This is a genomic window from Proteus appendicitidis (genome assembly GCF_030271835.1).
GTDB classification, from domain to species: Bacteria; Pseudomonadota; Gammaproteobacteria; order Enterobacterales; family Enterobacteriaceae; genus Proteus; species Proteus appendicitidis.
This window is the reverse complement of the sequence record NZ_CP127389.1, coordinates 2,163,535-2,189,835: the sequence shown is the minus strand read 5'-3', so window position 1 is coordinate 2,189,835 and position 26,301 is coordinate 2,163,535. Positions and strand designations below refer to the sequence as shown.

Genomic DNA, 26,301 nt, shown 5'->3' with positions numbered 1-26,301 from the left:
GAATGAAGCCTTCTATTGTCGCTAAGTTGGAAGCTCTACAAGAGCGTTATGAAGAAATTCAGGCACTTCTGTCAGAAGCCGATGTTATTGCCTCTCAGGAGCGTTTTCGTGCGCTTTCAAAAGAATACTCTCAATTAACTGACGTCACGGCTTGTTTTAGCCAATGGCGAAAAGTGCAAGACGACATCGAAGCAGCAGAAATGATGCTTGATGATCCTGAAATGAAAGAGATGGCACAAGAAGAGCTGAAAGAAGCGCAAGCATTAAATGATGATTTAGAACAACAGTTACAAGTACTGTTGTTACCTAAAGATCCTGATGATGAATTTAACTGTTTCCTTGAAATTCGTGCGGGAACAGGGGGAGATGAAGCGGCATTATTTGCTGGTGATTTATTCCGTATGTATAGCCGTTATGCCGAATCACGTCGCTGGCGTATTGAAGTCATGAATGCCAACGAAGGTGAACATGGTGGCTATAAAGAAGTCATTGCAAAAGTTGTTGGTGATGGCGCTTATGGTGTATTGAAATTTGAATCAGGCGGCCACCGCGTTCAGCGCGTTCCAGAAACGGAATCTCAAGGTCGTATTCATACCTCTGCTTGTACGGTTGCGGTATTAGCTGAAGTGCCTGAAGCTGAATTACCTGAAATCAGCCCAAGTGATTTACGTATAGATACATTCCGTTCTTCAGGGGCGGGTGGTCAGCACGTTAATACCACTGATTCTGCTATTCGTATTACGCATATTCCAACAGGAATTGTGGTGGAATGTCAGGATGAACGTTCACAGCACAAAAATAAAGCCAAAGCGATGTCAGTATTAGGCGCACGTATTCGTGCAGCTGAAATGCAAAAACGCCAAGAGGCAGAAGCTTCTGAGCGTCGTAACTTATTGGGTTCTGGTGACCGTTCTGACCGAATTAGAACGTATAATTTCCCGCAAGGGCGTGTAACAGATCACCGTATCAATCTCACATTTTATCGTTTAGATGAAGTGATGGAAGGAAAATTAGATCCATTAATTCAGCCTATTGTGACCGAATATCAAGCCGATCAGCTTTCTGCACTTTCTGAGTTGAATTAATGAATTATGAACAATGGCTGCGTGAAGCAGCCTTGCAATTAATTGAAAGTGACAGCCCTAAACGCGATGCTGAAATCTTACTTGGGTACGTAACACAACGTACTCGCACTTATTTAATTGCCTTTAATGAAACGGTACTTTCATCAGACGAGTTAGCTCAATTGTCGCAATTGCTTACTCGACGTATTAAAGGTGAACCCATTGCTTATTTAGTCGGTGAAAGAGAATTTTGGTCACTGCCTTTAAAAGTTTCACCTGCAACATTAATTCCTCGTCCAGATACAGAATGCCTTGTTGAAAAAGCATTAGAAAAACTGCCATCAGAGCCAACCCGTATTCTTGATTTAGGAACAGGAACAGGCGCGATTGCGTTAGCAATGGCATCAGAGCGCCCAGATTGCCATATTATTGGTGTGGACTTTCAAGCTGAAGCAGTGGCATTAGCACAAGAGAATGCGACCAACTTAGCATTAAACAACACAGAATTTATGGAAAGTTGTTGGTTTAGTTCACTCTCTGGGTATCAATTTGGTATGATAATCAGTAATCCTCCCTACATTGATGAGAATGATGAACATATTCATCAAGGGGATGTTCGTTTTGAACCTTTAACTGCATTAGTTGCTGGTAAAAATGGTTTTGCTGATATCGAAATTATCATTGAAACTGCTAGGCGGTTTTTAACTGATAATGGATGGGTATTACTGGAACACGGCTGGCAACAAGGTGAAGGTGTACGCAATATTTTTATTGATAAGGGTTACTGCTGTGTGGAAACTTTCCGTGATTATGGCGGTAATGAGCGAGTGACAGTAGGTCGTTGGAATTATGATAGAAACCATAGCTGATTACGAATTTAATAAAGCCCCTTTAGTTAAGGGCATGATCCTTATCTCTCAGGCTATTCGACCTGATTTTCCAACCACTTCTGTTGGTTATCAACTGGCGCAGTTAGTTGAACAAGCAGAAGCTGAAATTCCTCAACAAGGAAATACCAAAGAGCAGATAGAAGCACTGCTAAAACTGTTTTATCAGCAGTGGCACTTTAGTGGTGCCAGTGGTAAATATTGTCTTTCTGATACTTTATGGTTAGATAAAGTATTAGCAACTCATGTAGGCTCTCCTGTTTCACTGGGTTCGATTCTTATTTATATTGCGCAAGCGTTAAATTTGCCGTTAGTGCCAGTTATTTTTCCTACACAGCTTATTATCAGAATAGATATTCCTAATGAACAACCACTATTTTTAAATCCAATAAATGGTGAATATCTATCGCAACATACCTTAGAAGTTTGGTTAAAAGGAAATGTAGGCAGCTCTTCTGTATTATTAGAGGCAGATTTAGAAGAATCAGAATACAGTTCTATTATTCGTAAACTTTTGGATACATTGAAAGTTTCTTTAATGGAAGAAAAGAATATGGAGCAAGCATTAAAAGCCAGTGAAACGGTATTAATGTTTGATCCTGAAGATCCTTACGAAATACGTGATCGCGGACTTATTTTTGCTCAGTTAGAGTGTAACCATGTGGCAATTTCTGACTTAAACTATTTTGTTGAGCAATGCCCTGAAGATCCGATTTCAGAGATGATCAAAATCCAAATTCATTCGATAGAACAAAATCCTATCGTTCTCCATTAAAGATTTAAGAAACGTACTTCGTTAATACAGTACATTACAAATAGTATAGGGATAAATATGCAACATAAAGTGGTGAATATTGGTGATATCAAGGTAGCAAACGACCTACCATTTGTGCTTTTTGGTGGCATGAATGTATTAGAATCGCGCGATTTAGCCATGCGCATTTGTGAGCATTACGTCACTGTAACTCAAAAATTAAATATTCCTTATGTATTCAAAGCGTCTTTTGACAAAGCAAACCGTTCTTCAATCCACTCTTACCGTGGTCCGGGCTTAGAAGAAGGAATGAAAATTTTCCAAGAGTTAAAAGAAACTTTTGGCGTTAAAATTATTACTGACGTTCATGAAGCAGCGCAAGCTCAACCTGTATCAGAAGTTGTCGATGTTATCCAATTACCTGCATTTTTAGCGCGTCAAACCGATCTTGTTGAAGCGATGGCAAAAACAGGTGCCGTGATCAACGTAAAAAAACCACAGTTTGTAAGCCCTGGTCAAATGGGAAATATCGTCGATAAATTTAAAGAAGGCGGTAATGACCAAGTTATTCTATGTGATCGCGGCAGTAACTTTGGTTACGATAACTTAGTTGTTGATATGTTAGGCTTCCATGTCATGATGCAAGCTTCTCAAGGTGCGCCAGTTATTTTTGACGTAACACATTCACTGCAATGTCGTGATCCGTTTGGCGCTGCATCAGGTGGACGTCGTGCACAAGTTGCAGAATTAGCTCGTGCAGGTATGGCGGTTGGTCTTGCAGGGCTATTCCTTGAGGCTCATCCAGATCCAGATAATGCGCGTTGTGATGGTCCTTCTGCATTACCACTGGCAAAATTAGAGCCTTTCTTAGCGCAAATTAAAGCGATTGATGAAGTGGTAAAAAGTTTCCCAGAGCTAGATACCAGCAAATAACATGCACTATGCAACTTCATACGGTTGTTAATATGTTCGGCGCTGATCTTCAGCGCCGTTATCACGAAAAAATTCATAAAATCACCCTTCATGGCGGTTTCAACTGTCCTAATCGAGATGGCACATTAGGGCGGGGTGGCTGTACTTTTTGTAATGTCTCTTCTTTTGCTGATGAGCAAACGCAATACCACTCAATTGAAGAACAAATTGCATTACAAGCTAAAAATATTAACCGCGCACACCGTTATCTTGCTTATTTTCAAGCCTATACCAGTACTTATGCCGAAGTAGAATACTTACGTACTTTATATGAAACCGCATTATTACAAGCGGATATGGTTGGGTTATGTGTGGGAACTCGACCAGATTGTGTTCCTGTCAGCGTATTAGATTTATTGCAAGGTTATCGTGATAAAGGCTATGAAGTATGGCTAGAACTCGGTTTACAAACCGCTCACGATAAAACATTAAAACAGATTAACCGCGGGCATGATTTTCAGTGCTACCAAGCAACCGCGCGTGAAGCTCGCCGTCGTGGCTTAAAAGTATGTACGCATCTTATTGTTGGGTTACCACGAGAAGATCATCTCCTTAATATGCAAACATTAGAGCGAGTCGTTGAGACAGGCACTGATGGGCTTAAACTACATCCATTACATATTGTTGAGGGAAGTACGATAGCAAAGGCATGGAAAGCAGGGCGTATTAATGCATTGACGCAAGAACAGTATGTTTATACTGCGGGTGAAATGATCCGCCATACTCCCCCTGAAATTATTTATCACCGCGTGTGCGCCAGCGCCAGAAAACCCACTTTATTAGCTCCAGAATGGTGTGAAAATCATTGGCTGGGTATGAATGCACTTTATCAAGATTTATTAAAAAAGGGCGTGCAAGGAAGTGGAATTGGTAAAGTATTTATTCAAAAAGCTAATTAGTCTTTATTAAAAATAATAAAATTTTATGCATTCTAACTGTAAATGCGTTTTCAAAATCTATTGAAAATGCCGCTTTTTCTTGCTTAATATAAAATATCTTGTAACTTTTTTAATCATATTGTACGCTTTCAATATGTACAAAGGAGGCTATTATGGCTCAAACACTTGTAGAAAACAGTGAGAGAGTATCAATTCGTATTACTACAGAAGATAAATCACTGCTTGTTCGTGCGGCTAGTTTGGAAAATACAAACCTAACAGAGTTCGTCCTTCGTAATATCGTACCTGTCGCTCGGCAAATCATTGAAAATAATGAGCGTTTAAAATTATCGGAAAAAGACACATTGCGTGTTATGGAACTTTTAGATAATCCGCCAAAGCCTAATGCTAAGTTACTTGCTGCGGCTTTTGCTTTACCGGACAAAGTATGACAATACCGAATTGGCATGAAGAAGCGATAAGTAAAAAGCATGATAGAAATACATTTAATTGTGGCGATGCAGTGCTTAATCAATTCCTGTATCGTCACGCAAGACAAAATCATGAAAATGGGAGTGCTAAAACCTATTTAGCTATTAATACAAATAACAATATTATTATAGGCTATTACAGCTTATGTCCCGCCTCAATTGAATTCGAACGGACTCCTGAAGTGATCGCACGAGGCTTAGCACGTCATGATATCCCTGTGTTTAGGCTTGCCCGTTTAGCAACTGACTTATCAGTTCAAGGAAAAGGGCTTGGAGGACAATTATTGCTTGCAGCAGGAAAACGCTGTCTTGCTGTTGCGAGTGAATTAGGTGGTGTTGCATTGCTTATAGATGCTAAAAATGAAAGAGTCGCTAATTGGTATATTAGCTATGGAGCTGTACCATTATTAGATTCACCTCTCTCTTTATTAATTTCCTTCAAGACAATTTATACTGCACTGAGAATGGCAAACAAAATATGAATGATTAACATAGCCCTTAATTAAATAATTTAAATTAAGGGCTATATAGCTATATATTATTTTAGAATTGAACAACTACTGAATTAATTCCAAATCATCTAGTGCTTTTTGTAATGAAGGGTAGAAACTCAGTGTACCTTCAATTGGCGTGACTCTCGCTCTTGCTAACGTCTTTAATGGCTGGAAAGGAATGTCACACACAATCACATGGGTATCATGTTTTACATCAGTAACGAAATGTTGGAATGCATGTAATCCACCTGCATCCAATACAGGAACGGCATCCCATTGCATAATAACGGTTTTATAACCTTTACTACGTTCACGTAACTCATTAAAGATACGTTCAGCAGCGGCAAAGAATAATGGACCATTAACACGCACAACTAATAACTGTTTATCATCATCAGTATAAGGAGATTCTGTTATTTTGGTCATATTGGCAATACGACGCATAAATAACAATGATGCCAACACAATACCGATAGTAATTGCAATTACCATATCAAAGAGAACGGTGAGAGATAAGCATAATACTAAGACAATAATATCGTCTTTAGGGGCATGTCGGATCAGATCAATTACTTTACGTGCTTCACTCATATTCCATGCAACAATTAACAGCAATGCTGACATTGCAGCTAAAGGTAAATAAGAAAGAAAAGGCGCTAATACAAGTAAAGTGAGCAATACCAACAACGAGTGAACAATAGCAGAAACGGGTGATGTTGCCCCTGCACGCACATTAGCGGCTGAACGAGCAATAGCCGCAGTTGCCGTAATACCACCAAAGAAAGGTGCGACGATATTACCAACACCTTGTCCCACTAATTCACCATTAGAGTGATGTTTTTTGCCTGTCATACCATCAAGTACAACCGCACATAATAACGATTCAATTGCACCTAACATTGCCATTGAAAAGGCGGCGGGTAATAAAGCAGAAACGGTACTCCAATTTAACTCAAGTGATGTACCAGAGCTTGGTAAATTCCAAGGTAAAACAAACTGAGGCAAAATAGGTGGAATACCTTGCCCTGTTGTTCCATTAGGCAGCATATAGCTAAATTGCGAGCCAATTGTTGCAACGTCATGACCGAACATATTCACAATACCCATTACTGCAGTACCTGCGATTAGAGCGGGTAAGTGTCCGGGTAAACGTAAATTCAGCTTAGGCCAATAAATTAAAACAAACAGCGTTGTCAGACCAATAAGTGTATCACCAATATGAATAGTCGGTAATGCAGAGCCTAGGGCGATAACTTTATCGATATAGGTTTCTGGCACATGTGCTAATTCAAGACCAAAAAAATCTTTTACTTGCATCGTGGCGATTGTAATCGCAATCCCTGAAGTAAACCCAAGTGTTACAGAAACAGGAATATACTCAATAAGCTTACCAAAGCGAGCTAATCCCATAACTACTAAGATCACACCAGACATCAGTGTAGCAATCAATAAGCCACTCAAACCAAATTGTTGTGATACAGGATACAAGATCACAACAAACGCGGCAGTAGGACCTGAAACGCTGTATCGAGAGCCACCAGAAACAGCAATAACTATACCGGCAATCGCTGCGGTATAAAGACCGTATTGCGGGGGAACACCGCTACCAATTGCCAATGCCATGGCTAAAGGTATCGCGATAATCCCGACGGTGATCCCTGCAATAATATCTTTTAATAAACGCGCAAAAGAGTAAGGCTCTTTTACACATGCATCAATAAATGCACTAAAGGGACGAACCCGGTTAACTTTATGAGTTTTCATTTAGGATCAAACCAAAATAAGAAGTCAGATGCCGAATAACGGCGATAAGGAAAAGAGAGGATATCGCTTTTATTCGCTGATAATAATGTGATACATCAAATTATTAATGCATATCTTAAAGCTTAGCAAAAATAAAATCAATTAAACTAATAAGTTAACCTAAATAGATAATGTAATGTATCTTGTTGTATTTATTCTGTTGCTTGCTTGAAAATAAAGTTTAAATTTATTTTAAAATTATAAAAAGCGTTTTATTTTAGAATAAATGTCGTTTATAGATAGGATAATAAAAATCTTTTTACATCATAAAAATCGGATAGACATAAATAACAACTACATAAGTTGTTTTAACTCATTAAAATTAATTATCAGAGATTATTAAATGATAGGAAATTATTAAATAAAACGATTAAGCAAAAAATAAAATAAAAAATGTATTGTATACTAACAACACTGCCACCAAAAAATGAAGAAAGACGGATATAAACAACTCAGTGAAGAGAGACAAAAAAATAGAGCCTAACTAAAAAGCTAGGCTCTATCTTAGAATATGGCGGTGAGAGAGGGATTCGAACCCTCGATACGTTGCCGTATACACACTTTCCAGGCGTGCTCCTTCAGCCTCTCGGACATCTCACCATATTGTTGTTGGATATGTACTTAACATCTCTCAACGGGGCGCTACTATATGGAAAAGGAGCATAAGCGTCAACAGCTAAATGCATTTTTCCTTTAACTTTTGCATCAAGCAGTCAAATAAAAAACAATATGCACAAATGCTAGACAAATTATGCAGTAAACCAATACGTATATAGATTGGCGTATTGAAAAAAGAATGTAGATTTTCGTTAACTGGTTAACATTCTCAACATTTTTATTAACAACTTATTCAAAGAGACTTGAAATCAGAACGTAACCCTCGCACCCTATTATAAAAATGCTGGAGGAAGGCAAAATGAATATTATTTATTATCATCCTTTTTTTGACGCAGAAACATGGATAAACGGTATGAAGGCGCGTTTGCCTGATGCCAATATACGTATTTGGGAACCTGGTGATAACGCACCTGCAGATTATGCCATGGTTTGGCTTCCTCCTTATGAAATGCTTGCAAGTCGCAATCACCTTAAAGGTATTTTTGCGTTAGGGGCGGGTGTTGATGCTATTTTAAAACAAGAACAACAAAAGCCCGGCACATTGCCAACAGGTGTTCCGGTTATGCGTTTGGAAGACACCGGAATGGGGCTTCAAATGCAAGAATATGCGATTGCTAAAGTGATGTATTACTTTCGTCGCATGGATGATTATAAACGCCAACAATCACAACGTTTATGGAAACAACTTCCAGCGCACTCTTATGATAACTTTGTGATCGGTGTTTTAGGTGCCGGTGCATTAGGTGGAAGTGTTGCGACTAAACTTGCTGAACTTGGCTTTAACGTTCGTTGCTGGAGTCGCAGTAAAAAACAAATTAAAAATGTTGAAAGTTTTTATGGTAAAGAGCAACTCAGTGATTTTCTAAGCGAGTGTAATTTACTGATTAACTTATTGCCTTATACGCCAGAAACACATGGTATTTTAAATTTCTCACTCTTTGAGCAACTTAAACCTTCTTCTTATTTAATAAATTTGGCACGAGGTGCGCATTTAGTCGATCAAGATTTATTGGAAGCCATAGATCAAGGCTATATTGCTGATGCAACACTTGATGTTTTTGCTCAAGAGCCTTTAGCGGGAATGCACCCATTTTGGACGCATCCTCGTGTTTCTATTACGCCACATATTGCTGCTTTTACCATTCCGAATATTGCCATGGATACGATTGTTGAAAATATTCAGCGAATTGAAAAAGGAGAGGCCCCTTTGGGAGTGGTTGATATGAAGAGTGGTTACTAAGTCTATTTTATTTATATTTTAATTTTAGATAATAGGCGGCAAACTTTAGTTTGCTGCCTATTTTTTTGTCTGGACTTTCAAAAAAGGTACTTTTTTTAATTTTTATATATTGTCATAAAAATCTGGTTGTAAAAAGATATCGTTTGCAGATTATCTTATTGATTATTGCTTCATGATTTGAAAACAATGAGGCATATATGACGAATAAAGTAGGGATGATTCCTAGTAAACTAATACCTATAGGTGTTTTTGATGGAAAAAAAGAAAAATATCCAGTAGAAGGGCTGGCTAATAGTAATAATATTTATCATAAAAACAATGATAAACAGAAAGAAGAAAAAAAATTTAGCCTAAATAATGCAAATAACTATGTATACTTAGGATCAACAAATACACCTTCACTTAATAATATGGGGATCACCCTTTCAGATGATGGCTCCTTGACCTTAATTAAAGGTAAAACACATGACTTATTTACGGGGATATATCAAAAACACTTTAAAGGAGGATTTAAATATAATCTTTTTAATATAGAGTCCCAAGATGGTGACAATATGAAGTTTAAAGAGCTATATGTTGATCATAATGGTTTTTTGATTGGAAATAAATATAAAAATACAGATAATAGTAGTGATCTCTACAAGATTAAATTTAACAAATTAGAAGAAGAATATAATTTAAATGATACCTCATCAAATGCTATCAGCAGTAACTTTGCTGTTGAATATGAAAAATATATAGTTGATGATAATCTAAAGCAAGATTTATCAAACATTAATAATGTTGTGGAATTAAAAGAAAACAATATAATTAAAATCAACCGTGAAGGATTAGATTTAACCATTAAGCTTAAAGATAATGCGCTTTATGCTCAAGGACTACCTAATAAAATTGCTTCTGAAGATCAAGTTGATGGAGTTGATGGTGCTTCCATGGAAATGGAGGCGTATAAAATAAAAATTCCATTAAAAAATACAGATAAAATATTAGCAATCAAACCAATATTAAATCAAGTACAACTTGTTGTAGATAAAGGAAATAAAATAAAAATATATTATCTTGACCCTTTGAATATTTTTGCAATTAAAGATTATCAATATGAAGTTACTCGTTTAAAACAAGAACCTCCTTTATCTTTTTATTCAGTAATAGGTGAAAATAATTATAAAAATTATCATTCAGGACAACCATTTTCTACTCAAACAATTGGCAATTTTAGTAGCCGAAATATCCCTTTTTTCTCTTCTTTTATTGATAATGCCCGGTTAAATATTAATAAAGCTAAAGAGCAATATGCATTAAAAAAATATAAGGCAATGATGAAAAATATTGCAAAAGCTGTTGATCCTGGATTTAGAGGATTATTTTGTAATATAAAGCAGCTTATTAACTCTTCGACTTCTGTATATAACAGTAAGCCGATGGCATTATATGGTGTTAAAGAAAATATAGGGAAAAGCTATGATGTGTTAAATCGTGCTGTTAAAGGTGTAAAAAATGGTATAACACAAGGTGAGGTGATTCATTCATTAGTTAAGTCGCTAAAAGATAAGGAAAGTATTACCATTAATCACCATAATGATGTTCGCGCCTTCTTTGGTATTAATGCTTTTCAACTGCCAAATAATATAGGGGTTAACGCCTTTTTATTAGCTTCTTATGTAAAATCGCACTCTATCACATTATCAAAAAGTGAAGATAATAAGATTACTTTCTCTTTTATTAATAATAATAAGAATCTTTTGGCTGCGGGTTTATCAGCGGGGATTGGTGGGTATGAAAAAAGATGGGATTTAGGAAATGTTGACTATGGTTTTGTTACTCCTGTCATGGCAAGTGCTTTATTAGGTGCCACTTACGCTAAAAAATCTAATTTCTCATTTAGCCTTGATATTAATGAAATCCCAAATTTTATTAATCAAGGATTAAATCAAAATGAAAATGAATTAATCAATAATTCTACCCTTGAAATTGAACGCAATATAAGTCTTTCGTTAGGAACTGAGGTAAGAAGTGAAGCCAGTTTTGATGTTGATGTAATGATTAACCCCAATATGGAACTCACCGTACCCAGAAATGCTATTGGTATAAACTTTATTTTAAATTTATTAAAACTTGATTTAAATCTTAATGAATTTATCGATTATGGTAAAACCGATGTGACAAAAAAAACAAAAAGGCTTGATCTCAACTTATTAGAACTTGGTGTTGATATTTATCGTGATTTAAAATTTACGCCTTCTACGAGCAATTCTGATAATGTTATTCAGTGGTACCCATTAACGTCTGTAAAAGATTTCGAATTAATGGTAAAAAAAAGAATAAATAGCTTGTTAAGTTTTACACTTTTTAAAAGTGAGAAATTAATAAGCGCAGAAAAATTAGATCAAGATAAAAAAAATATAAAGGGAATTTATAAAAGAGTATTAAAAATAAATAGATTATTAGAAAAATATCCAGAGATATATCATATTTCTAATAGTATATCTAAATTAGATAGCATCTATTTAAATTTATCATCAGATAAAAAGGAAATAAATAAATTAAAAAATAGTATTAATGAAAATTTAATGACTGCTCCATTCCAAAGTAAAGAAGATATTTTTCAGGATCAAATAACAAAAGAAAATAGACAATATAATATTGATCGTTTTTTATCCTCATTAAAGGAAAGAAAAGAGACATTGTCTTCTCAAACAAAAAATAATATGAATGAAAAATTTAAGCCTTATTTTACAGCAAATTATCAGTTAGATAAACAGGGGTGCTCACTGCGTTCTAATTTAGAAACTGAAGTAAATCATTTTGTTGAAGAGAGTAGAAATTCTGAACAGATTGATTTAAATAAAGCCAAAAAAAATCTGGATGATTTATATACTAAATATAAACAGCAGTTTGCTCATGTTGAATATCAAATTGCTTCTACAGATCTAATGTCTGTTAGTGAACTTTCGTATAAAAAGAAAACATTACCGACAGGATTTGTGCGATTAGGAAATAAAAAAGCGATTATACATACTCAAGTTAAAGGGAATATTAATTATATTTATAATGAAGGTAAAGAGAGTGTGGATAAAATATCGACAAATTATTTTTACTAAAAAAATCATTCATTTTGCTTATTGTTAATGTGATGCAACTTATAAAATGACCCTTGTGAAAATGAGGTTTTTAAAAGCATCAATAGTGTTAAATCTTGTTTGATCTTTTATTTTTGATTTTTATAAGATTTATCTCTAATTAATTGATGTTATCGAAAAGATAAGTTTATTAAATTGTAATTTTGCTTAACTTGGTGCTATAAAGTAGTTTCCCATGTTTATCAGACAATATACTTAATGAATATAGCAGAACTTCTTGAGCAAATAGCAGAGAAAGGATGGTGTGTATGGGATGATTTCCTCACACCAGAGGCTGTTCAACAACTACGCGCTTGTTTTGATGGCGATGCACAGCAAGCGCGTATTGGTCGTCATGAAAATCGACTCGCAGAAACCACCATTCGAAGTGATAAAATACGTTGGTTAGAACCTGAAATGGGAACACCCGTTCAGCATTATTTAATGCAAATGGAGTCTATTCAACGTGCTGTTAACCGAGAGTTTTATTTAGGTCTTTTTGAATACGAAGCGCATTTTGCTTGTTATGAGAAAGGCGCTTTTTATAAAAAACACCTTGATGCATTTAAAGAAAATGTCACTCGCCGTTTAACGACAGTCTTGTATCTTAATGAGGATTGGACAAAAGAAGATGGCGGTGAGTTAGTTATTTATGATTTGGAAGATAATGAACTTGCGACAGTCGCTCCAAAAGGCGGACGTTTGGTCGTTTTCCTTTCAGAACAATTCCCTCATGAAGTACTTCCTACTTTTAAAGAGAGAATAAGTATTGCAGGGTGGTTTCGTGTGAATGGTGTAAGAGATAATTTTCTTGATATAGCCAGTTAACAAATACAATAAAATGCTGTTGTCATAAAGTCGTTTTTAATACTTTATTATAAAATTACTTTAAAAGATAAGTAGCATGGGATTAGGCGCGTTTCTTATATTAAGTAGAAGACTTAATAATAAGAGCGCGCTTTTTCTGTTTTAAGAGAACACAGATAGTAAGATTAATATTAACAATAAAAGAGACATGACGAAAAAAGTTGATTTTCTTACCATTAAAAGCACAATAACGCGAAACTTTATGGGGTAAAAATAGAATGAATGAATTTTCGATTGTTTGTCGTCTTTTAGGCACATTATTTCAACGTGAACCCAATGATCCTATCTTAGCGCCAATTATAAAAATGATTGGTGAAGGGAAACTGAGCCAGTTATGGCCATTAGAGCAAGATGAGCTATTTAACACCTTAAAAAATAGTGTTAAAGATTTGGCTATTGTTGAAGCTGATTATCAATCTCTTTTTGGTGGTGATGCGCCTGCGGTATCTGTTTATGCCCATGATTATGAAGAAATCAAAGAAGACGATATTCGTCAATTCCTAGTCACAAGAGGAATGCCTGTTACTGACAATGCAACAGACAGTTTTGGTTCTTTATTACTTGCTGCTTCATGGCTTGAAGATAATTCTGCGCAAGATGAAGTCTTAGCACAAATACAATTATTTGATGAATATCTGCTGCCTTGGGCTGGAACATTTTTAGGTAAGGTTGAAGCTCATGCAACCAGTGGCTTTTATCGTACACTAGCAGGTGTTGCGCGTGGTGCATTATCAGCGTTACGCGAAGAACTCTCTGATGATGAAGAGAGTGATGAGGCAGAAGCAGAGTAATATAAATATTTCTTTGTAAAAGCATTTTATTATTCATAAAAAAGGCAAACCATTAGGTTTGCCTTTGTCATTAATGACGATAAATATTTTTAATTGACCTTGGTGATTATTAAAGCTGGATCACGAATTTACCCGGTTTAACTTCAATTCCTTTAGCCAGTTTAAACGCGGCTGCTTCAGCACTGTTTTTTTCCGGATTAAGAACATAAACAGGATGATTATCAAAGTAAGTTGTGATTGTAGAATCTAAATAAGGTTTTAGTGCTACAACTACAGCATCCATTTTTTCTGGAGAAACTTTGTAGCTATCAATAGCCATTGATTTTATGTATATCGCCCCTTTATCAGCTTGATAAGAAGGTTGACCTGATAACGTAAGCTCCACTTTAGCGTTTGTCTTACCAAAGAATGAATTAATTGTTAGGTCGGTTGTACCAGAAAGATTAATTTTACCTGGCTCCGTGCGACCAATTTGAATGGAAAGATTGCTCAATTTAATATCAGCGGATACAACTTCATCTTCACCAATGTGTTTCTGGAGATTTATTTTTTGACTGATATAGTCATTAATAAGGTTTTCACTCACATCAAATTGCTTGAGCTGATCACATCCTGTGACTAAGCTTGTTAATACTAATATAGCTGTTAGAAAAATTGCTTTCATAAACACTCCTTGATCATTGATAACTAAAAGTTTACCCGATCTTTAAGGAGTAAGCATGGCTGTTTCTATTTTTTTACGATTAAATTGGCGATGTAATGCATAAAGTGTTATTAAACCTACCGTTCCCAGTAAGAACCAAGGCAATTCAGGCATATCAAATTGATTGCCTAAATCATACATCCATCCACCACCGGTATAACCAATTGCACCACCAAACGCCAAACCTAATCGGCTAAAGCCCATATAACTACCACGAGCGCGAGGATCAGCAAGTGATGCACTTAATGTTTCTCGTGCAGGCTCTGCCGTAATAGTACCAAGATAAAACAAGCCAATAATCAAGAAGATGCTTTGTAATGAATGGATCATACCAATAGGGAACATGCTGATGCTCATTAAAAATAAGCCAGCCATTAAACGCTGTTCTAATTTGAAATGTTTCTCGCTCCAGCGAGCAATAGGATAAAGCAATGTTAAAGAAAGCAGCGCTTCAATGGCATACATCCATTTTACTGCAGTTGGCGTGCCCGCAATATCATTGACGATAATAGGAAACATCAACATGACTTGAACGGATAATACAAAATAGCCTGTCAGCGTTAAGACATAACTAACAAAGCGTTTATCAATAAATACCCGTTTTAATCCTTCTTTAATTGGTGTTCGGGTTGTGGATATACGGTAAGCGGGTAATAACCAAGCATTAAATAAGGCTGCGATCACAAAAACACCCGCACCGACCCAGCAAACTAAATGAAAATCATACTGTAATAACCAACTACCGATGAGAGCGCCAATAACAGCGCCAGCGCTATCTTGCATTAATAATAAAGAATAAAAACGACCGCGCTCATAAGGACGGGTTAATTTGATAACTAGCGCTGTGCGAGGTGGATCAAATAAAGTCCCACCTAATGCAGATAAAATGCAAGATAACCAAAGTATCCAAGGTTGATCTGCCATTGCCATTAAAGCAAAACCTAAAGCTCGTAATAACATGCCTGTTATTATCATTGGTTTTGCACCAAAACGGTCTGCAATAGCGCCACCAAAAATGCCAAGACCTTGTTGCACTAATTGTCGAAGCCCTAATGCAAAGCCGACAATAACACCAGCCCAACCTAATTGTTCGACGAAACGAATAGAAATTAGCGGAAAAACGACGAAAAAACCTAAGACAACTAACATATTGTCAATTAGGAGGAAGTATTTACCCAAAGTGCGGGCTTGTGTTACCAGCGCCATTACTCACCATCAATAAGCAAATAATTTAAATAAAATAGGGGGGAATGAAATAATTTATTTCTTCAGCTATTCTGTCTCTAAATGTGCATAATTCCTAGTAAATTAAAGATGATATTTTTTTATTAAGGTTAGTGGCAGAATAAGAAGAGTTGCTTCAGAATTAGACTTATTTATATCAAAGGATAATGAGATCGTAATGTTTGGTTATCGTGGCGGAATTCCTAAAATTCGTTTTGAAACACAAAGAATGGTAATACGTTTAGCATATGAAAGAGATGCTGAAAGATTGGCTGATTATTATACATTAAATCGTCGCTTTTTAATTCCATGGGAACCCGTAAGAGATAAAACACATTATTTGCCCTCCGGTTGGGATCACCGTTTACAATATATGAACGAACTACATCGACAAGAAAGTGCCTTTCATTTTCTGCTATTAACACAAAATGAAGATGAAATTATTGGTGTTGCTAATTACAGCAATGTTATGCGTGGCGCTTTTAATGCCTGTTTCTTGGGATATTCCGTTGGTGAAAAATGGCAAGGTCAGGGCTATATGTCGGAAGCTTTAACGGAAACACTTCGCTATATGCAACGACAGCAAGGGATGCATCGTATTATGGCAAATTATATGCCTCATAATTTACGCAGTGGAAACCTATTAGCTAAACATGGTTTTGAACGGGAAGGTTACGCCAAAAACTATCTACAAATTAATCAAGAGTGGCGAGATCACGTATTAACTGCATTAACAACGCGAACATATTTTAAACGTTAACAATTCCAAACAGCCTCTAATTGCCGACATTGGTTAGGATTAGTGCTATCAATATTAAAAGCATTCAATTTAATTAGTATTGAAATTTTTGCTGAAGCATCGCGTAATGCGAGCATTCACGAGATTTTTATTGAAAATGAAAGAAACAACAAACAGCGTTTGATTGCGATGCTGAAAAACGGTATTAAAAAAGGGCAGATAGATTCAGCACTGGAGCCAGAGAAAATTGCAACATGGTTGCTAGTTATCGCAGAGGGTTCTATGGGAAGAAGTATTATCGATCCTAAATTTAATGAGAGTGAGGATCACGTTATGTTGGAAGCGATGTTGAGAAAAATGCTTACAAGCCATAAGTAGCTATTTTTTAATCGCTTTGGTTAGTCGAAGATAAGCAGAGTCAGCATATTCTTAGCTAATTGAAGATTGATTTTTCGATGTTAGAGACGGAGTATAGTCCCTTTCTTTTTATTCCATTCAACAAAAATTAGAATAACTTTATGAATTTACTTAAATCACTTGCTGCAGTGAGTTCTATGACCTTATTTTCACGGGTACTAGGATTTATTCGCGATGCAATTATTGCGCGTATTTTTGGTGCAGGTATGGCAACAGATGCCTTTTTTGTTGCTTTTAAATTGCCAAACTTATTGCGGCGTATTTTTGCAGAAGGGGCATTTTCTCAAGCATTTGTTCCGATCTTGGCAGAATATAAAAATCAGCAAGGTGAGGAAGCAACGCGTACTTTTATTGCTTACGTTTCGGGTATGCTGACGCTTATTTTAGCCGTGGTTACCGTGATTGGCATTATAGCTGCGCCTTGGGTGATTTATGTTACAGCGCCGGGTTTTAGTAGTTCACCTGATAAATTCCAATTAACAACCGATCTATTACGGATCACCTTTCCTTATATTTTTCTTATTTCACTGGCTTCATTGACAGGCTCTATTTTAAATACTTGGAATCGCTTTTCAGTACCCGCTTTTGCACCAACGCTGCTCAATGTCAGCATGATCTTTTTCGCTTTAGTGGTCGCACCTTATTGTAATCCTCCTATTATAGCATTAGCGTGGGCGGTTGTTGCTGGGGGAATATTACAACTTGGTTATCAATTACCGCATTTGAAAAAAATCGGTATGCTGGTTTTGCCGCGTATTTCATTTAAAAATAGCGGTGTTTGGCGTGTGATGAAACTGATGGGACCTGCAATTTTAGGGGTTTCGGTTAGCCAAATATCTTTAATTATCAACACTATTTTTGCTTCCTTCTTAGTTTCTGGTTCAGTTTCTTGGATGTATTATGCCGACCGTTTGATGGAATTACCGACAGGGGTATTAGGCGTTGCATTAGGTACAATTTTACTTCCTTCCTTATCGAAGAGTTTTGCCAGTGGTAATACTGAAGAATATAGAAAATTAATGGATTGGGGATTAAGACTGTGCTTTTTATTAGCACTGCCTTGTACTATTGGTTTAGCGGTATTATCTGGACCTTTAACTGCGTCTTTGTTCCAGTATGGTAATTTTAATGCTCATGATGCACTGATGACGCAACAAGCGCTAATCGCTTACTGTGTTGGGTTAATGGGGCTGATTATCATAAAAATCTTAGCTCCGGGTTTTTATTCTCGTCAGGATATTAAAACGCCCGTAAAAATTGCTATTGCGACATTAATTCTCACACAATTAATGAACCTTGCATTTATTGGTAGTTTAAAACATGTAGGTCTTGCGCTCTCAATCGGTATTGCGGCATGTTTTAATGCCTCGATGTTGTTTTGGCAGATCCGCAAGAAAAATATCTATAAGCCTTTAGCTGGCTGGCCTGTATTCTTATTAAAACTTGTTATTGCGCTTGCTGTAATGGGCGCTGTATTAGCTGGAATGTTGTGGATCATGCCAAGTTGGGATAGCGGCAATATGTTAATGCGTATCTTACGCTTGTTGTTAGTTGTCGTAGCTGGAGCAGGAAGTTATTTTGTTGCGCTGTATGCGCTAGGGTTTAGACCTCGTCATTTCTCACTACGTGCTTTATAACTGATAACACGAACTCCTCGCTTTTGTATAAAAGCGAGGAGTTGCAAAATTAACAATACTTTTATCAATGTAATTCTCTTCATTTAGAACCTTCCTCTATTTTTAGACTATTTATAATGCTACATAGATCACACTTTTAGTATTTAGTTACGCAGATCTGTATATTCTTAGAAAGAGAAAAAAGTGAGAAAACAGCAAAAATATTTTTTCTCACTATTTTTTTATTAAATTTTTTTTCCATTTTCTAAATGATTTATACAGTTTTTCGGCATTGGAAAGTGTTTTTTAATGGATATTAATAAATTTATCTAAACATTAATCATATCGAATATCTTTAGACAATTTGTTTACTCGTAGTGGGATTCTACATAAAGTAAAAAAATAGACACTATATTCTAAGTACTTACGGTTTGACGAATTATCTTTTTTTAGATAAACTCTCTTGTGTTGGATAGGTTTAAAAATTGACACATCTGTTAAATATTTCTTACTTAATGATGAGATATTGCAAATATTTCAAAATATTGCAGTATATTTTAAAACATTTGATTTTTTTGATTTAAGACATATTATTATTTCTGTATTCAGGTAGATTAACCGTGACTGTAAAGTTATTTGCTTGTTATCGTTCAGTACTACTGAAAGTGATCATATCTATTTTGTCTGCGCTTCAAATAGGTAACACGATTGCTGGGGATAAGCAGTAAACAATAAGTCGCGTGAATAGTGAAATTAACGCTAAATCTATTATTAATAGATAATTAGATTACTGAGAATTCAGTATGGTACACTAATTGTTATTTTCATTTATCCGCCGTTGTTTTCTGTTTTCCCTCTCTTTTCTATTCCTTCTCAATATTTCTTATTTTTTTCATTAATAGCTCAATAACTCAAATATTTCTCTATTTATTCGTTATACTCAAAGCAGTTATAAATCATTAGATATTTCTAGTTTAAAGACTACTTAATAATCACTTCGTGATTTTTGGTAAAAATAAAAATAAGAGTGTCAAGGAGCTACTATGAAAAAAGCAATTATCATTTCTGTATCATTAGCTACGTTATTTCTTGCAGGTTGTACTGCCGACGGAAAAATTAATACCTCAAAACTTACCCCAGTTAACTGTGTTGGCGTATTCGATAAAACTAATGAGAAGCTTGCTTTCACAGCGAAAGACGTTAATGACCGCTTATACAGCCCTAGTAAGCCAATAGACAGTGTCGATGGTTGGATTGAGGCAAAAGATATTAGAGGACTATTGTGTCAGGATGTTATAACTGCTAATGAAGATTAATGATTAAGTAGCATTGGAAATTTAATTGAGTCATTGTTTGAAGTTTTTTTTTAGCTATCTTGAATTAAAATTTAACGCATAATAAAAAACCGATGGTTTATACCATCGGTTTTTTTTGTCACTGCTATTTGAAAATAGAAATGAATTACATTCTATCTACTGTTTCAATACCTAAAGTATCTAAACCTTGTTTTAAGGTTCTCGCGGTTAAACGAGCCAGTTTTAGACGGCTTTGGCGAGTGTTTTCATCTTCAGCAGATAAGATAGGGCAGTTTTCATAAAAGCCGGAGAAAGCTTGCGCCAGATCGTAAAGGTAAGCACACATAACGTGAGGCGTTCCTTCACGAGAAACTTGCATAATTGTCTCATCAAATTGGACTAAACGTAATGCAAGTTGTCTTTCATGAGATTGGGTTAGTGTGATAGGTTGCGTTAACGCATTTTCATCAATTTCTGCACGTTTGAAGATGGAAGCAACGCGAGTATAAGCATATTGCATATAAGGCGCAGTGTTACCTTCGAAACTTAACATTAGATCCCAATCAAAGATGTAATCTGTTGTACGGTTTTTAGATAAATCAGCGTATTTAACAGCACCAATACCCACAACGCGAGCAACGTTATTTAATTCGTCTTTACCCATATCTGGATTTTTTTCAGCAATTAATGTACGCGCTCTTTCTTGAGCTTCATCCAGTAAGTCGGTTAAACGAATGGTGCCGCCAGAACGAGTTTTAAACGGACGACCATCTTTACCTAACATCATACCGAACATATGGTGTTCAAGTGACATTGAATCAGGGATGTAGCCTGCTTTACGAACAATCGTCCAAGCTTGCATTAAATGCTGGTGCTGACGAGAGTCGATATAATAAAGTACACGATCAGCATGTAATGTTTCGTGACGGTATTTTGCACAAGCAATATCTGTCGTTGTATATAGGTAGCCACCGTCTTTTTTCTGAACGATAACACCCATAGGTTCGCCTTCCTTGTTTTTATATTCATCAAGGAAAACAACTGTTGCACCATCACTTTCTACTGCAAGACCTTTTGCTTTTAAATCGGCAACAATACCAGCCAACATTGGGTTATAAAGACTTTCACCCATAATGTCATCTTCGGTTAATGTGACGTTAAGGCGTTGATAAGTCACTTGGTTTTGTTGCATGGTGATATCAACTAATTTACGCCACATTGTACGGCAGTATTCATCACCACTTTGTAATTTTACAACGTAATTACGGGCGCGTTCTGCGAATACTTCATCTTCATCATAGTGTTTTTTCGCTTCACGATAGAACTCTTCGAGATCAGATAACGCCATATCAGCGGCATTTTCATTCTGTTTTTTCTCTAAATACGCAATTAACATACCAAATTGCGTACCCCAATCACCCAAGTGATTAGCACGAACAACATTATGACCTAAGAAAGATAAAGTACGGGCACTTGCATCACCAATAATGGTTGAGCGTAAGTGACCAACGTGCATCTGTTTTGCAACGTTCGGAGATGAATAGTCGATAACAATAGTTTGAGGTTCAACAGGAGTTACATTTAGATGTTCATCTGCTAATGCATCTTCAGCTTGTTTTGCAACCCATTGTGGAGATAAAAAGATATTGATAAAACCCGGGCCTGCGATTTCAACTTTATCTGCAACATCCGTAATATCGAGCTTTTCTAGGATCTTTTCTGCGAGTTGTCGGGGTGGGATCCCCATTTTTTTTGCAGCTCCCATGACACCATTTGCCTGATAGTCACCAAATTGTACTTTGGCTGACTGACGGACAAGAGGTTCGCTATCAGCGGGTGCGCCAGCAGCACACATTGCCACACTGATTTTTTCTGAAAGAAAAGCCTGAATATTCACCGGGTTACCTTAAATTATTGAGAAAATAAAACCTGACGACAAAAGTCTGACAGGTTTCTTATAAAGAATTAGGATTAACCTTGAATTTATAACATATTCCGGCTAGAACATGCTACCATCTCGGGCTTATCTTTAAGGTTTTTTCTCTGTTTTTTCATTAAGGTTATTCAAAATGGTGTTATTTTCTTCAATTTCTCAATTAAATGATTTAACTCACGAGCTTTCTTTGTTTGAAGAAAATATGACGTCATTTGCCGATAGTTTGGGCATAGATTTATCCGTCTATCGCACTGATCATGTATCGTTACGTTGTCACGATTTGGCATTGGCGGAGCAGTGGCGAACAGGATTAAGCCAGTGTGGAAAGTGTATTTCTGATAATGTGATTAATGGACGCCCAATATATCTCTTTCAATTAGAAACACCGTTAACTATTTTGAATCAATCTGTTTCTATTGTTGAATTGCCTTTTCCTACGAATAAAAAATATGAATACCAAGGTTGGGAGCATATTGAGCAAGTGATCTCCGTCGAACCCGCTTTTCTCGTGAATAAAGTGATGTCTTTTTTACCCGAAACGTTACCTGAGAGTGTTAGCTTAAAAATCAGCGAACCTAAAGGTGAGAAAGAGCGTTTACCTAATCCAACGGTGGCTATTTCTAATGGAAAAGTCACTGTGAAGTATCATCCTTATTCGTTACTTGAAATCGTTGAAAGTGAGTGTTGAACGACACTTTCAGAAAATAGTTTGCTTGTGTCAGCACAAAATTCTGATAGCAGAATTGAATGAATTACAAGATTCGACAACTATTGTTAGTAATCGCTGAGAAATGATATTTATTTTCTGATTACTTTCTATATTAAGGATGGAGAGGGATGATATGACTACATTGGAGATTTGTTGTTTTGGCGCTGAATGCGCGTTGGTAGCAGAACGAGCTGGTGCAGACAGAATAGAGCTGTGTACAAGTCCGGCAGAAGGCGGTATTACGCCAAGTTTTGGAATGCTACGACAAGTCAGAGATCTGGTTCGTATTCCCGTTCATCCTATCGTTCGTCCGCGTGGTGGCGATTTTTGTTATACACAAGCTGATTTTTCAGCAATGAAAAATGATATTAGTTTGATCCGTGATATGGGATTTTCAGGGGCCGTTGTTGGTCTTTTAAATGAAGAAGGGCATATTGATTTGCCTAAAATGGAAATTCTAATGGAGCTTGCTGGTCCCTTAGCTATTACTTTTCATCGTGCTTTTGATATGTGCATTAATCCATTATTAGCGCTAGAGCAACTGACTCAGCTAGGTGTTTCTCGTATTTTAACCTCAGGGCAGCAGGCGAATGCAGAATTAGGTTTGCCATTATTACGAACGTTAAATGAAAAAACACAAGGCCCTATCATTATGGCAGGCGCAGGTGTAAGACTGAGTAATATCCAAAAATTCCTAGATGCAGGATTAAAAGAAATACACAGTTCAGCAGGAAAAGTGGCACCTTCAACCATGATTTATCGCAAAGCGGGTGTAACGATGAGCTCTGACAGTGAGATTGATGAATTTACGCATTATTGCGTGGATGAAGATACTGTTGAAGCAATGAAAGATATTATGAGTATTCATGCACCATTAGCATCTTGATTGAAACAGATTGAATCGTTTAGAACTGCGCCTTTTATGGCGCAGTTTTTTTATATCATTGTGTCTAATAACAGCGTATGTGTAATACCGCAGCGTTCAACAAAATCGTCATCATGCGAAACCAGTAACAATGTACCTTGATATTCAACAAGTAGATTTTCCAATAGTTGTTTAGATTCGATATCAAGGTGATTATCTGGCTCATCAAGTAATAATACGGCAGGTGGCTTGGGGCTATGTGTTAAAGCTAATAACGTTGCTTTTAATTGTTCGCCGCCACTGAGTTTTTCAAGTGGTAGTAAAGATTTATCACCTCTAATTCTCAACATTCCAAGACGTGTTCGCCATTGCTCGACAGAAATCGCAGATTGATATTGGTGTAGTGCCTGTGCAACCGGCAATGTTTTATCAAGTAAAGCAAGATGTTGATCGAGATAGCAATAGTCTTTGTTAAGACGAAATTCACCAGAAAGGGGCGCAAATTGTTCAATTAAACATTTTAATAATGTTGATTTTCCACAGCCATTTTTACCTTTAATATGCCAATGTTCATTGCCATAAGCTGAAAATGAAATAGGGTGTTGGTAACCATAAGGAAGTTGAAGATTATTAACAAATACATTTAAACGACGCCCGTCACTTTGATAATTCAATACCATTTTCTGCTGATGAATCTGTGCTTTTTCTTCATCGACACCTTGTTTTTGAGATTGCATATCATCGATTACACGCTGATGCCGTTTTGCTACGGCAGATTGGCGTTGTTCTGCTCTGTTTTTTTGCATATCCAGTAAAAGTAGGCACTGAGAGCCACTTTGCCTAATTGATTCGCCTTGCCGTTTCCGTTGTGCCGCTTTTTGTAATGTTGCTTGTTGCTGGCGTTTCTCATTTTTAATTTGGCTGTTTAGCCGATCACTTGCGGCTTCCAATGATGTTATTTCCGCACTTTTTTGTGCTTCATATAACGTATAATTTCCACCATATTCAGATAAACCTTTCTCACTTAATTCAAGAATAGTATCAGCATATGAGAGCAAGTTTCGATTGTGACTAACAATAAGAGAGCCAGCTTTGTGCTGAGCTAATTGTTTTATTAGCCATTGTTGCCCTTGATAATCAAGATGGTTATCTGGCTCATCTAACAGCAGAAAACTCTCTTCGCATAAAAAAGCGCGACAAAGAGCCAAACGTGTTTGTTCTCCGCCACTTAGATGCGCAATAGGGGTATTTAATGCGACGGGAAGTTGCGCCGAATCTAATAAATTCTGCCACATGACAGGAAGTTGCCATTTACCATCAAGTAACTCAATATCTTCTAAGGTGGCAATGCCGTCATCAACACGTTGGAATGCTTGATACATTTCATGAATATCTAACGCTTGAGCAAGTGTATCGCCTTGTAATCGCGTTAATTGATCAACGTGAACAAAAGGCATATTCCAGTTAACTTGACCTGAAGTTGGTAATATTTTTTGTGCTAATAATCTTAATAGTACGGATTTCCCTTTACCATTGTGGCCAATTAATGCATTTTGCTGGCAAGCCAGTGAGCGAGTTAATGGTGGAAAAAGAGCTTCTTGATTAAATTCGATATTAAGTTGTGAGAAGTGACAGGCTATTGTCATAGTAAGACCTCCTAAGCGAAATAGGTGGCAGACAGCCGAGATCTTTTTTTGATGCGACGAAATAAATTATTGTCTGCCAGTAACAGAAAATGAATACCGAAAAGGTATTTGAGAAATTTTCTGGCAGAATTTAGTTCATCGTAGGGAAGTGCCTTCTTAGAAAGAGAAATAATTGGAGTGATAACGCGCGTATTTAAACATAAATAAAGATGAACAACAAGTGTTCTATTTTAGAATTATTGTTCTGTATTTATTTTGCTTGTTTTAGTTTTTGTATTACACGCGGATAAATAGAGGAGACGCTATTTATCGTAATAAAAACTAAAGGAATACCATAGAATAATGTGCCGTAAGCCATACCAACATGTGGAACATTAAAATAATCGCTATGCTGTGGAATTAAATAAAGATAGTCAATTTTATTTAAATATTGAGGTGTTAATCCACCATAAGGAACTAAGAACTTAAAAATCATGACAGAAAAAAGGCAGAGCATAAAATTTAAAACTAATAGCGCAGAATAAAATAAATTCTTCCCCATTTCTTCTTTAGTTTTTACTTGGTAACCATTGATAATTCGATTAGCAACAATCACAGCATAGAGCCAAAGGATCAAGTTTTCATCACCCATAATCATACTATTGATAATCAGTGCAAATATTCCATAAAAGGGAATAAGAGCAAAAACAAGTTTAGTACGAGCAAATGCAGCCATAAAAACACCTGAATGCACGAGAATAAACTCAAATAAAAATAAAACGGTGAGATTATAAATTGTTTGAACTGAGAAATGTTCAGGAAACCACCAAACGGTAATAATAAAAGCGATATATAAAAGTTGTGTGGCATAGTCAAATAATGAAAAAAAGAGTTGTACCCCTCGTTGTAATGGCGTTAGTGGGAGGCATTTTGCTGATGTGGTTTCTACAAAGGATGAAAAAATAGGATCATCATATTGCAGACGCTTATTCTTTTTCTTTTGCAAAAGAGCGTGTTGTTTTTTTTGTGTTATTTCTTTTTGAGTAGCAACTTTGCTCTTTGGTGTTTTTGCCATAAATTTCTTTAATTGTTTATCTGCAAATAAGGGGGCATACAGGGTGTCTTTAATAAAAACCAAGATGAATATTATGAAAGAAAGGGATATTAAATAACTTGATATCCCTTTAGATCTCA

General features: G+C 36.3%; 23 protein-coding genes and 1 tRNA gene. 17 read left to right on the top strand and 7 right to left on the bottom strand.

The genetic code is table 11. The features are described from left to right. Positions 1–2: 2 nt before the first annotated feature. The 7 genes from prfA (at position 3) to QQS39_RS10205 (ending at position 5,528) form a co-directional block, all read left to right on the top strand. On the top strand, positions 3–1,085 hold the full coding sequence (gene prfA / locus QQS39_RS10235; RefSeq protein WP_088495429.1) for a peptide chain release factor 1: 1,083 nt from the start codon (positions 3–5) through the stop codon (positions 1,083–1,085). Next, positions 1,085–1,933 (top strand): peptide chain release factor N(5)-glutamine methyltransferase, encoded by an 849-nt coding sequence (gene prmC / locus QQS39_RS10230; RefSeq protein WP_285804459.1) that lies wholly within the window; start codon positions 1,085–1,087, stop codon positions 1,931–1,933. The genes prfA and prmC overlap by 1 nt, the downstream gene beginning before the upstream one ends. Then, the gene (sirB1, locus tag QQS39_RS10225; RefSeq protein WP_265576330.1) at positions 1,917–2,726 is read left to right on the top strand and encodes an invasion regulator SirB1; all 810 of its coding nucleotides are present in this window, start codon (positions 1,917–1,919) and stop codon (positions 2,724–2,726) included. Before prmC ends, sirB1 begins: the two co-directional genes overlap by 17 nt. 57 nt (positions 2,727–2,783) lie before the next feature. After that, complete coding sequence (gene kdsA / locus QQS39_RS10220; protein ID WP_109372214.1) at positions 2,784–3,638, top strand: 3-deoxy-8-phosphooctulonate synthase; 855 nt, start codon at positions 2,784–2,786, stop codon at positions 3,636–3,638. Positions 3,639–3,646: 8 nt separating this feature from the next. Then, positions 3,647–4,576, top strand: coding sequence for a tRNA modification radical SAM protein MnmL/YtqA (mnmL, locus tag QQS39_RS10215; protein ID WP_285804458.1), 930 nt, complete (start codon positions 3,647–3,649; stop codon positions 4,574–4,576). A 152-nt stretch (positions 4,577–4,728) separates the two neighbouring features. Continuing rightward, a complete protein-coding gene (locus QQS39_RS10210) occupies positions 4,729–5,007 on the top strand; it encodes a type II toxin-antitoxin system TacA family antitoxin (RefSeq protein ID WP_099075495.1) in 279 nt (92 codons plus the stop codon). Beyond that, positions 5,004–5,528, top strand: coding sequence for a GNAT family N-acetyltransferase (locus tag QQS39_RS10205; RefSeq protein WP_151435279.1), 525 nt, complete (start codon positions 5,004–5,006; stop codon positions 5,526–5,528). The genes QQS39_RS10210 and QQS39_RS10205 overlap by 4 nt, the downstream gene beginning before the upstream one ends. Before the next feature lie 75 nt (positions 5,529–5,603). Here QQS39_RS10205 and dauA read toward each other — a convergent pair whose 3' ends face one another. Both dauA and QQS39_RS10195 read right to left on the bottom strand, forming a co-directional pair. Next, positions 5,604–7,304 carry a C4-dicarboxylic acid transporter DauA gene (gene dauA / locus QQS39_RS10200; protein WP_151435278.1) on the bottom strand — a complete coding sequence of 567 codons (1,701 nt, stop codon included), beginning with the start codon at positions 7,302–7,304 and terminating at the stop codon, positions 5,604–5,606. A gap of 551 nt (positions 7,305–7,855) precedes the next feature. Next, positions 7,856–7,943, bottom strand: a tRNA-Ser gene (locus QQS39_RS10195). Positions 7,944–8,259: 316 nt separating this feature from the next. Between QQS39_RS10195 and ghrA the strand changes: the two genes are divergently transcribed. The 4 genes from ghrA to QQS39_RS10175 all read left to right on the top strand — a co-directional run bounded on the left by ghrA (position 8,260) and on the right by QQS39_RS10175 (position 13,978). Continuing rightward, entirely contained in the window at positions 8,260–9,201 is a 942-nt protein-coding gene (gene ghrA / locus QQS39_RS10190; RefSeq protein ID WP_285804457.1) for a glyoxylate/hydroxypyruvate reductase GhrA, read from the top strand. 197 nt (positions 9,202–9,398) lie between these two features. Then, entirely contained in the window at positions 9,399–12,302 is a 2,904-nt protein-coding gene (locus tag QQS39_RS10185) for a hypothetical protein (protein WP_285804456.1), read from the top strand. A 237-nt stretch (positions 12,303–12,539) separates the two neighbouring features. After that, positions 12,540–13,148, top strand: coding sequence for a 2OG-Fe(II) oxygenase (locus QQS39_RS10180; RefSeq protein WP_285804455.1), 609 nt, complete (start codon positions 12,540–12,542; stop codon positions 13,146–13,148). A 257-nt stretch (positions 13,149–13,405) separates the two neighbouring features. After that, complete coding sequence (locus tag QQS39_RS10175) at positions 13,406–13,978, top strand: TorD/DmsD family molecular chaperone (protein ID WP_285804454.1); 573 nt, start codon at positions 13,406–13,408, stop codon at positions 13,976–13,978. Positions 13,979–14,087: 109 nt separating this feature from the next. Here the strand turns inward: QQS39_RS10175 and QQS39_RS10170 are convergent, their stop codons facing one another. Both QQS39_RS10170 and mdtH read right to left on the bottom strand, forming a co-directional pair. Then, on the bottom strand, positions 14,088–14,642 hold the full coding sequence (locus QQS39_RS10170) for a lipoprotein (RefSeq protein ID WP_151435273.1): 555 nt from the start codon (positions 14,640–14,642) through the stop codon (positions 14,088–14,090). 42 nt (positions 14,643–14,684) lie between these two features. Continuing rightward, positions 14,685–15,887 (bottom strand): multidrug efflux MFS transporter MdtH, encoded by a 1,203-nt coding sequence (mdtH, locus tag QQS39_RS10165; RefSeq protein ID WP_151435272.1) that lies wholly within the window; start codon positions 15,885–15,887, stop codon positions 14,685–14,687. A 196-nt stretch (positions 15,888–16,083) separates the two neighbouring features. Here mdtH and rimJ point away from each other — a divergent pair, with 196 nt between their 5' ends. From rimJ to QQS39_RS10145, 4 genes are all read left to right on the top strand, one after another. After that, entirely contained in the window at positions 16,084–16,665 is a 582-nt protein-coding gene (gene rimJ / locus QQS39_RS10160; protein WP_151435271.1) for a ribosomal protein S5-alanine N-acetyltransferase, read from the top strand. Between the two features lie 42 nt (positions 16,666–16,707). After that, entirely contained in the window at positions 16,708–17,022 is a 315-nt protein-coding gene (locus tag QQS39_RS10155) for a hypothetical protein (protein ID WP_151435270.1), read from the top strand. Between the two features lie 140 nt (positions 17,023–17,162). Next, complete coding sequence (murJ, locus tag QQS39_RS10150; protein WP_285804453.1) at positions 17,163–18,698, top strand: murein biosynthesis integral membrane protein MurJ; 1,536 nt, start codon at positions 17,163–17,165, stop codon at positions 18,696–18,698. Positions 18,699–19,720: 1,022 nt separating this feature from the next. Continuing rightward, a complete protein-coding gene (locus QQS39_RS10145; protein ID WP_151435268.1) occupies positions 19,721–19,993 on the top strand; it encodes a hypothetical protein in 273 nt (90 codons plus the stop codon). A 145-nt stretch (positions 19,994–20,138) separates the two neighbouring features. Here the strand turns inward: QQS39_RS10145 and argS are convergent, their stop codons facing one another. Beyond that, positions 20,139–21,869 (bottom strand): arginine--tRNA ligase, encoded by a 1,731-nt coding sequence (argS, locus tag QQS39_RS10140; RefSeq protein ID WP_285804452.1) that lies wholly within the window; start codon positions 21,867–21,869, stop codon positions 20,139–20,141. A gap of 172 nt (positions 21,870–22,041) precedes the next feature. Here argS and QQS39_RS10135 point away from each other — a divergent pair, with 172 nt between their 5' ends. Beyond that, positions 22,042–22,596 carry a VOC family protein gene (locus QQS39_RS10135; protein WP_285804451.1) on the top strand — a complete coding sequence of 185 codons (555 nt, stop codon included), beginning with the start codon at positions 22,042–22,044 and terminating at the stop codon, positions 22,594–22,596. Between the two features lie 154 nt (positions 22,597–22,750). Continuing rightward, the gene (cutC, locus tag QQS39_RS10130; RefSeq protein ID WP_151435265.1) at positions 22,751–23,503 is read left to right on the top strand and encodes a copper homeostasis protein CutC; all 753 of its coding nucleotides are present in this window, start codon (positions 22,751–22,753) and stop codon (positions 23,501–23,503) included. A 50-nt stretch (positions 23,504–23,553) separates the two neighbouring features. Here the strand turns inward: cutC and QQS39_RS10125 are convergent, their stop codons facing one another. Continuing rightward, positions 23,554–25,128, bottom strand: a complete 1,575-nt coding sequence (locus tag QQS39_RS10125; protein ID WP_285804450.1) for an ATP-binding cassette domain-containing protein — start codon at positions 25,126–25,128, stop codon at positions 23,554–23,556. Positions 25,129–25,378: 250 nt separating this feature from the next. Further along, positions 25,379–26,182 (bottom strand): hypothetical protein, encoded by an 804-nt coding sequence (locus QQS39_RS10120; RefSeq protein ID WP_285804449.1) that lies wholly within the window; start codon positions 26,180–26,182, stop codon positions 25,379–25,381. Between the last annotated feature and the right edge of the window lie 119 nt (positions 26,183–26,301).

Coding starts and splice junctions, on each gene's coding strand:
- murJ (WP_285804453.1), top strand. CDS start 17,163: ATGAATTTACTTAAATCACTTGCTGCAGTGAGTTCTATGACCTTATTT.
- QQS39_RS10125 (WP_285804450.1), bottom strand. CDS start 25,128: ATGACAATAGCCTGTCACTTCTCACAACTTAATATCGAATTTAATCAA.
- rimJ (WP_151435271.1), top strand. CDS start 16,084: ATGTTTGGTTATCGTGGCGGAATTCCTAAAATTCGTTTTGAAACACAA.
- prfA (WP_088495429.1), top strand. CDS start 3: ATGAAGCCTTCTATTGTCGCTAAGTTGGAAGCTCTACAAGAGCGTTAT.
- QQS39_RS10175 (WP_285804454.1), top strand. CDS start 13,406: ATGAATGAATTTTCGATTGTTTGTCGTCTTTTAGGCACATTATTTCAA.
- ghrA (WP_285804457.1), top strand. CDS start 8,260: ATGAATATTATTTATTATCATCCTTTTTTTGACGCAGAAACATGGATA.
- QQS39_RS10135 (WP_285804451.1), top strand. CDS start 22,042: ATGGTGTTATTTTCTTCAATTTCTCAATTAAATGATTTAACTCACGAG.
- cutC (WP_151435265.1), top strand. CDS start 22,751: ATGACTACATTGGAGATTTGTTGTTTTGGCGCTGAATGCGCGTTGGTA.
- QQS39_RS10210 (WP_099075495.1), top strand. CDS start 4,729: ATGGCTCAAACACTTGTAGAAAACAGTGAGAGAGTATCAATTCGTATT.
- kdsA (WP_109372214.1), top strand. CDS start 2,784: ATGCAACATAAAGTGGTGAATATTGGTGATATCAAGGTAGCAAACGAC.
- dauA (WP_151435278.1), bottom strand. CDS start 7,304: ATGAAAACTCATAAAGTTAACCGGGTTCGTCCCTTTAGTGCATTTATT.
- QQS39_RS10180 (WP_285804455.1), top strand. CDS start 12,540: ATGAATATAGCAGAACTTCTTGAGCAAATAGCAGAGAAAGGATGGTGT.
- QQS39_RS10170 (WP_151435273.1), bottom strand. CDS start 14,642: ATGAAAGCAATTTTTCTAACAGCTATATTAGTATTAACAAGCTTAGTC.
- prmC (WP_285804459.1), top strand. CDS start 1,085: ATGAATTATGAACAATGGCTGCGTGAAGCAGCCTTGCAATTAATTGAA.
- mdtH (WP_151435272.1), bottom strand. CDS start 15,887: ATGGCGCTGGTAACACAAGCCCGCACTTTGGGTAAATACTTCCTCCTA.
- QQS39_RS10205 (WP_151435279.1), top strand. CDS start 5,004: ATGACAATACCGAATTGGCATGAAGAAGCGATAAGTAAAAAGCATGAT.
- QQS39_RS10145 (WP_151435268.1), top strand. CDS start 19,721: ATGAAAAAAGCAATTATCATTTCTGTATCATTAGCTACGTTATTTCTT.
- mnmL (WP_285804458.1), top strand. CDS start 3,647: ATGCAACTTCATACGGTTGTTAATATGTTCGGCGCTGATCTTCAGCGC.
- QQS39_RS10120 (WP_285804449.1), bottom strand. CDS start 26,182: ATGGCAAAAACACCAAAGAGCAAAGTTGCTACTCAAAAAGAAATAACA.
- QQS39_RS10185 (WP_285804456.1), top strand. CDS start 9,399: ATGACGAATAAAGTAGGGATGATTCCTAGTAAACTAATACCTATAGGT.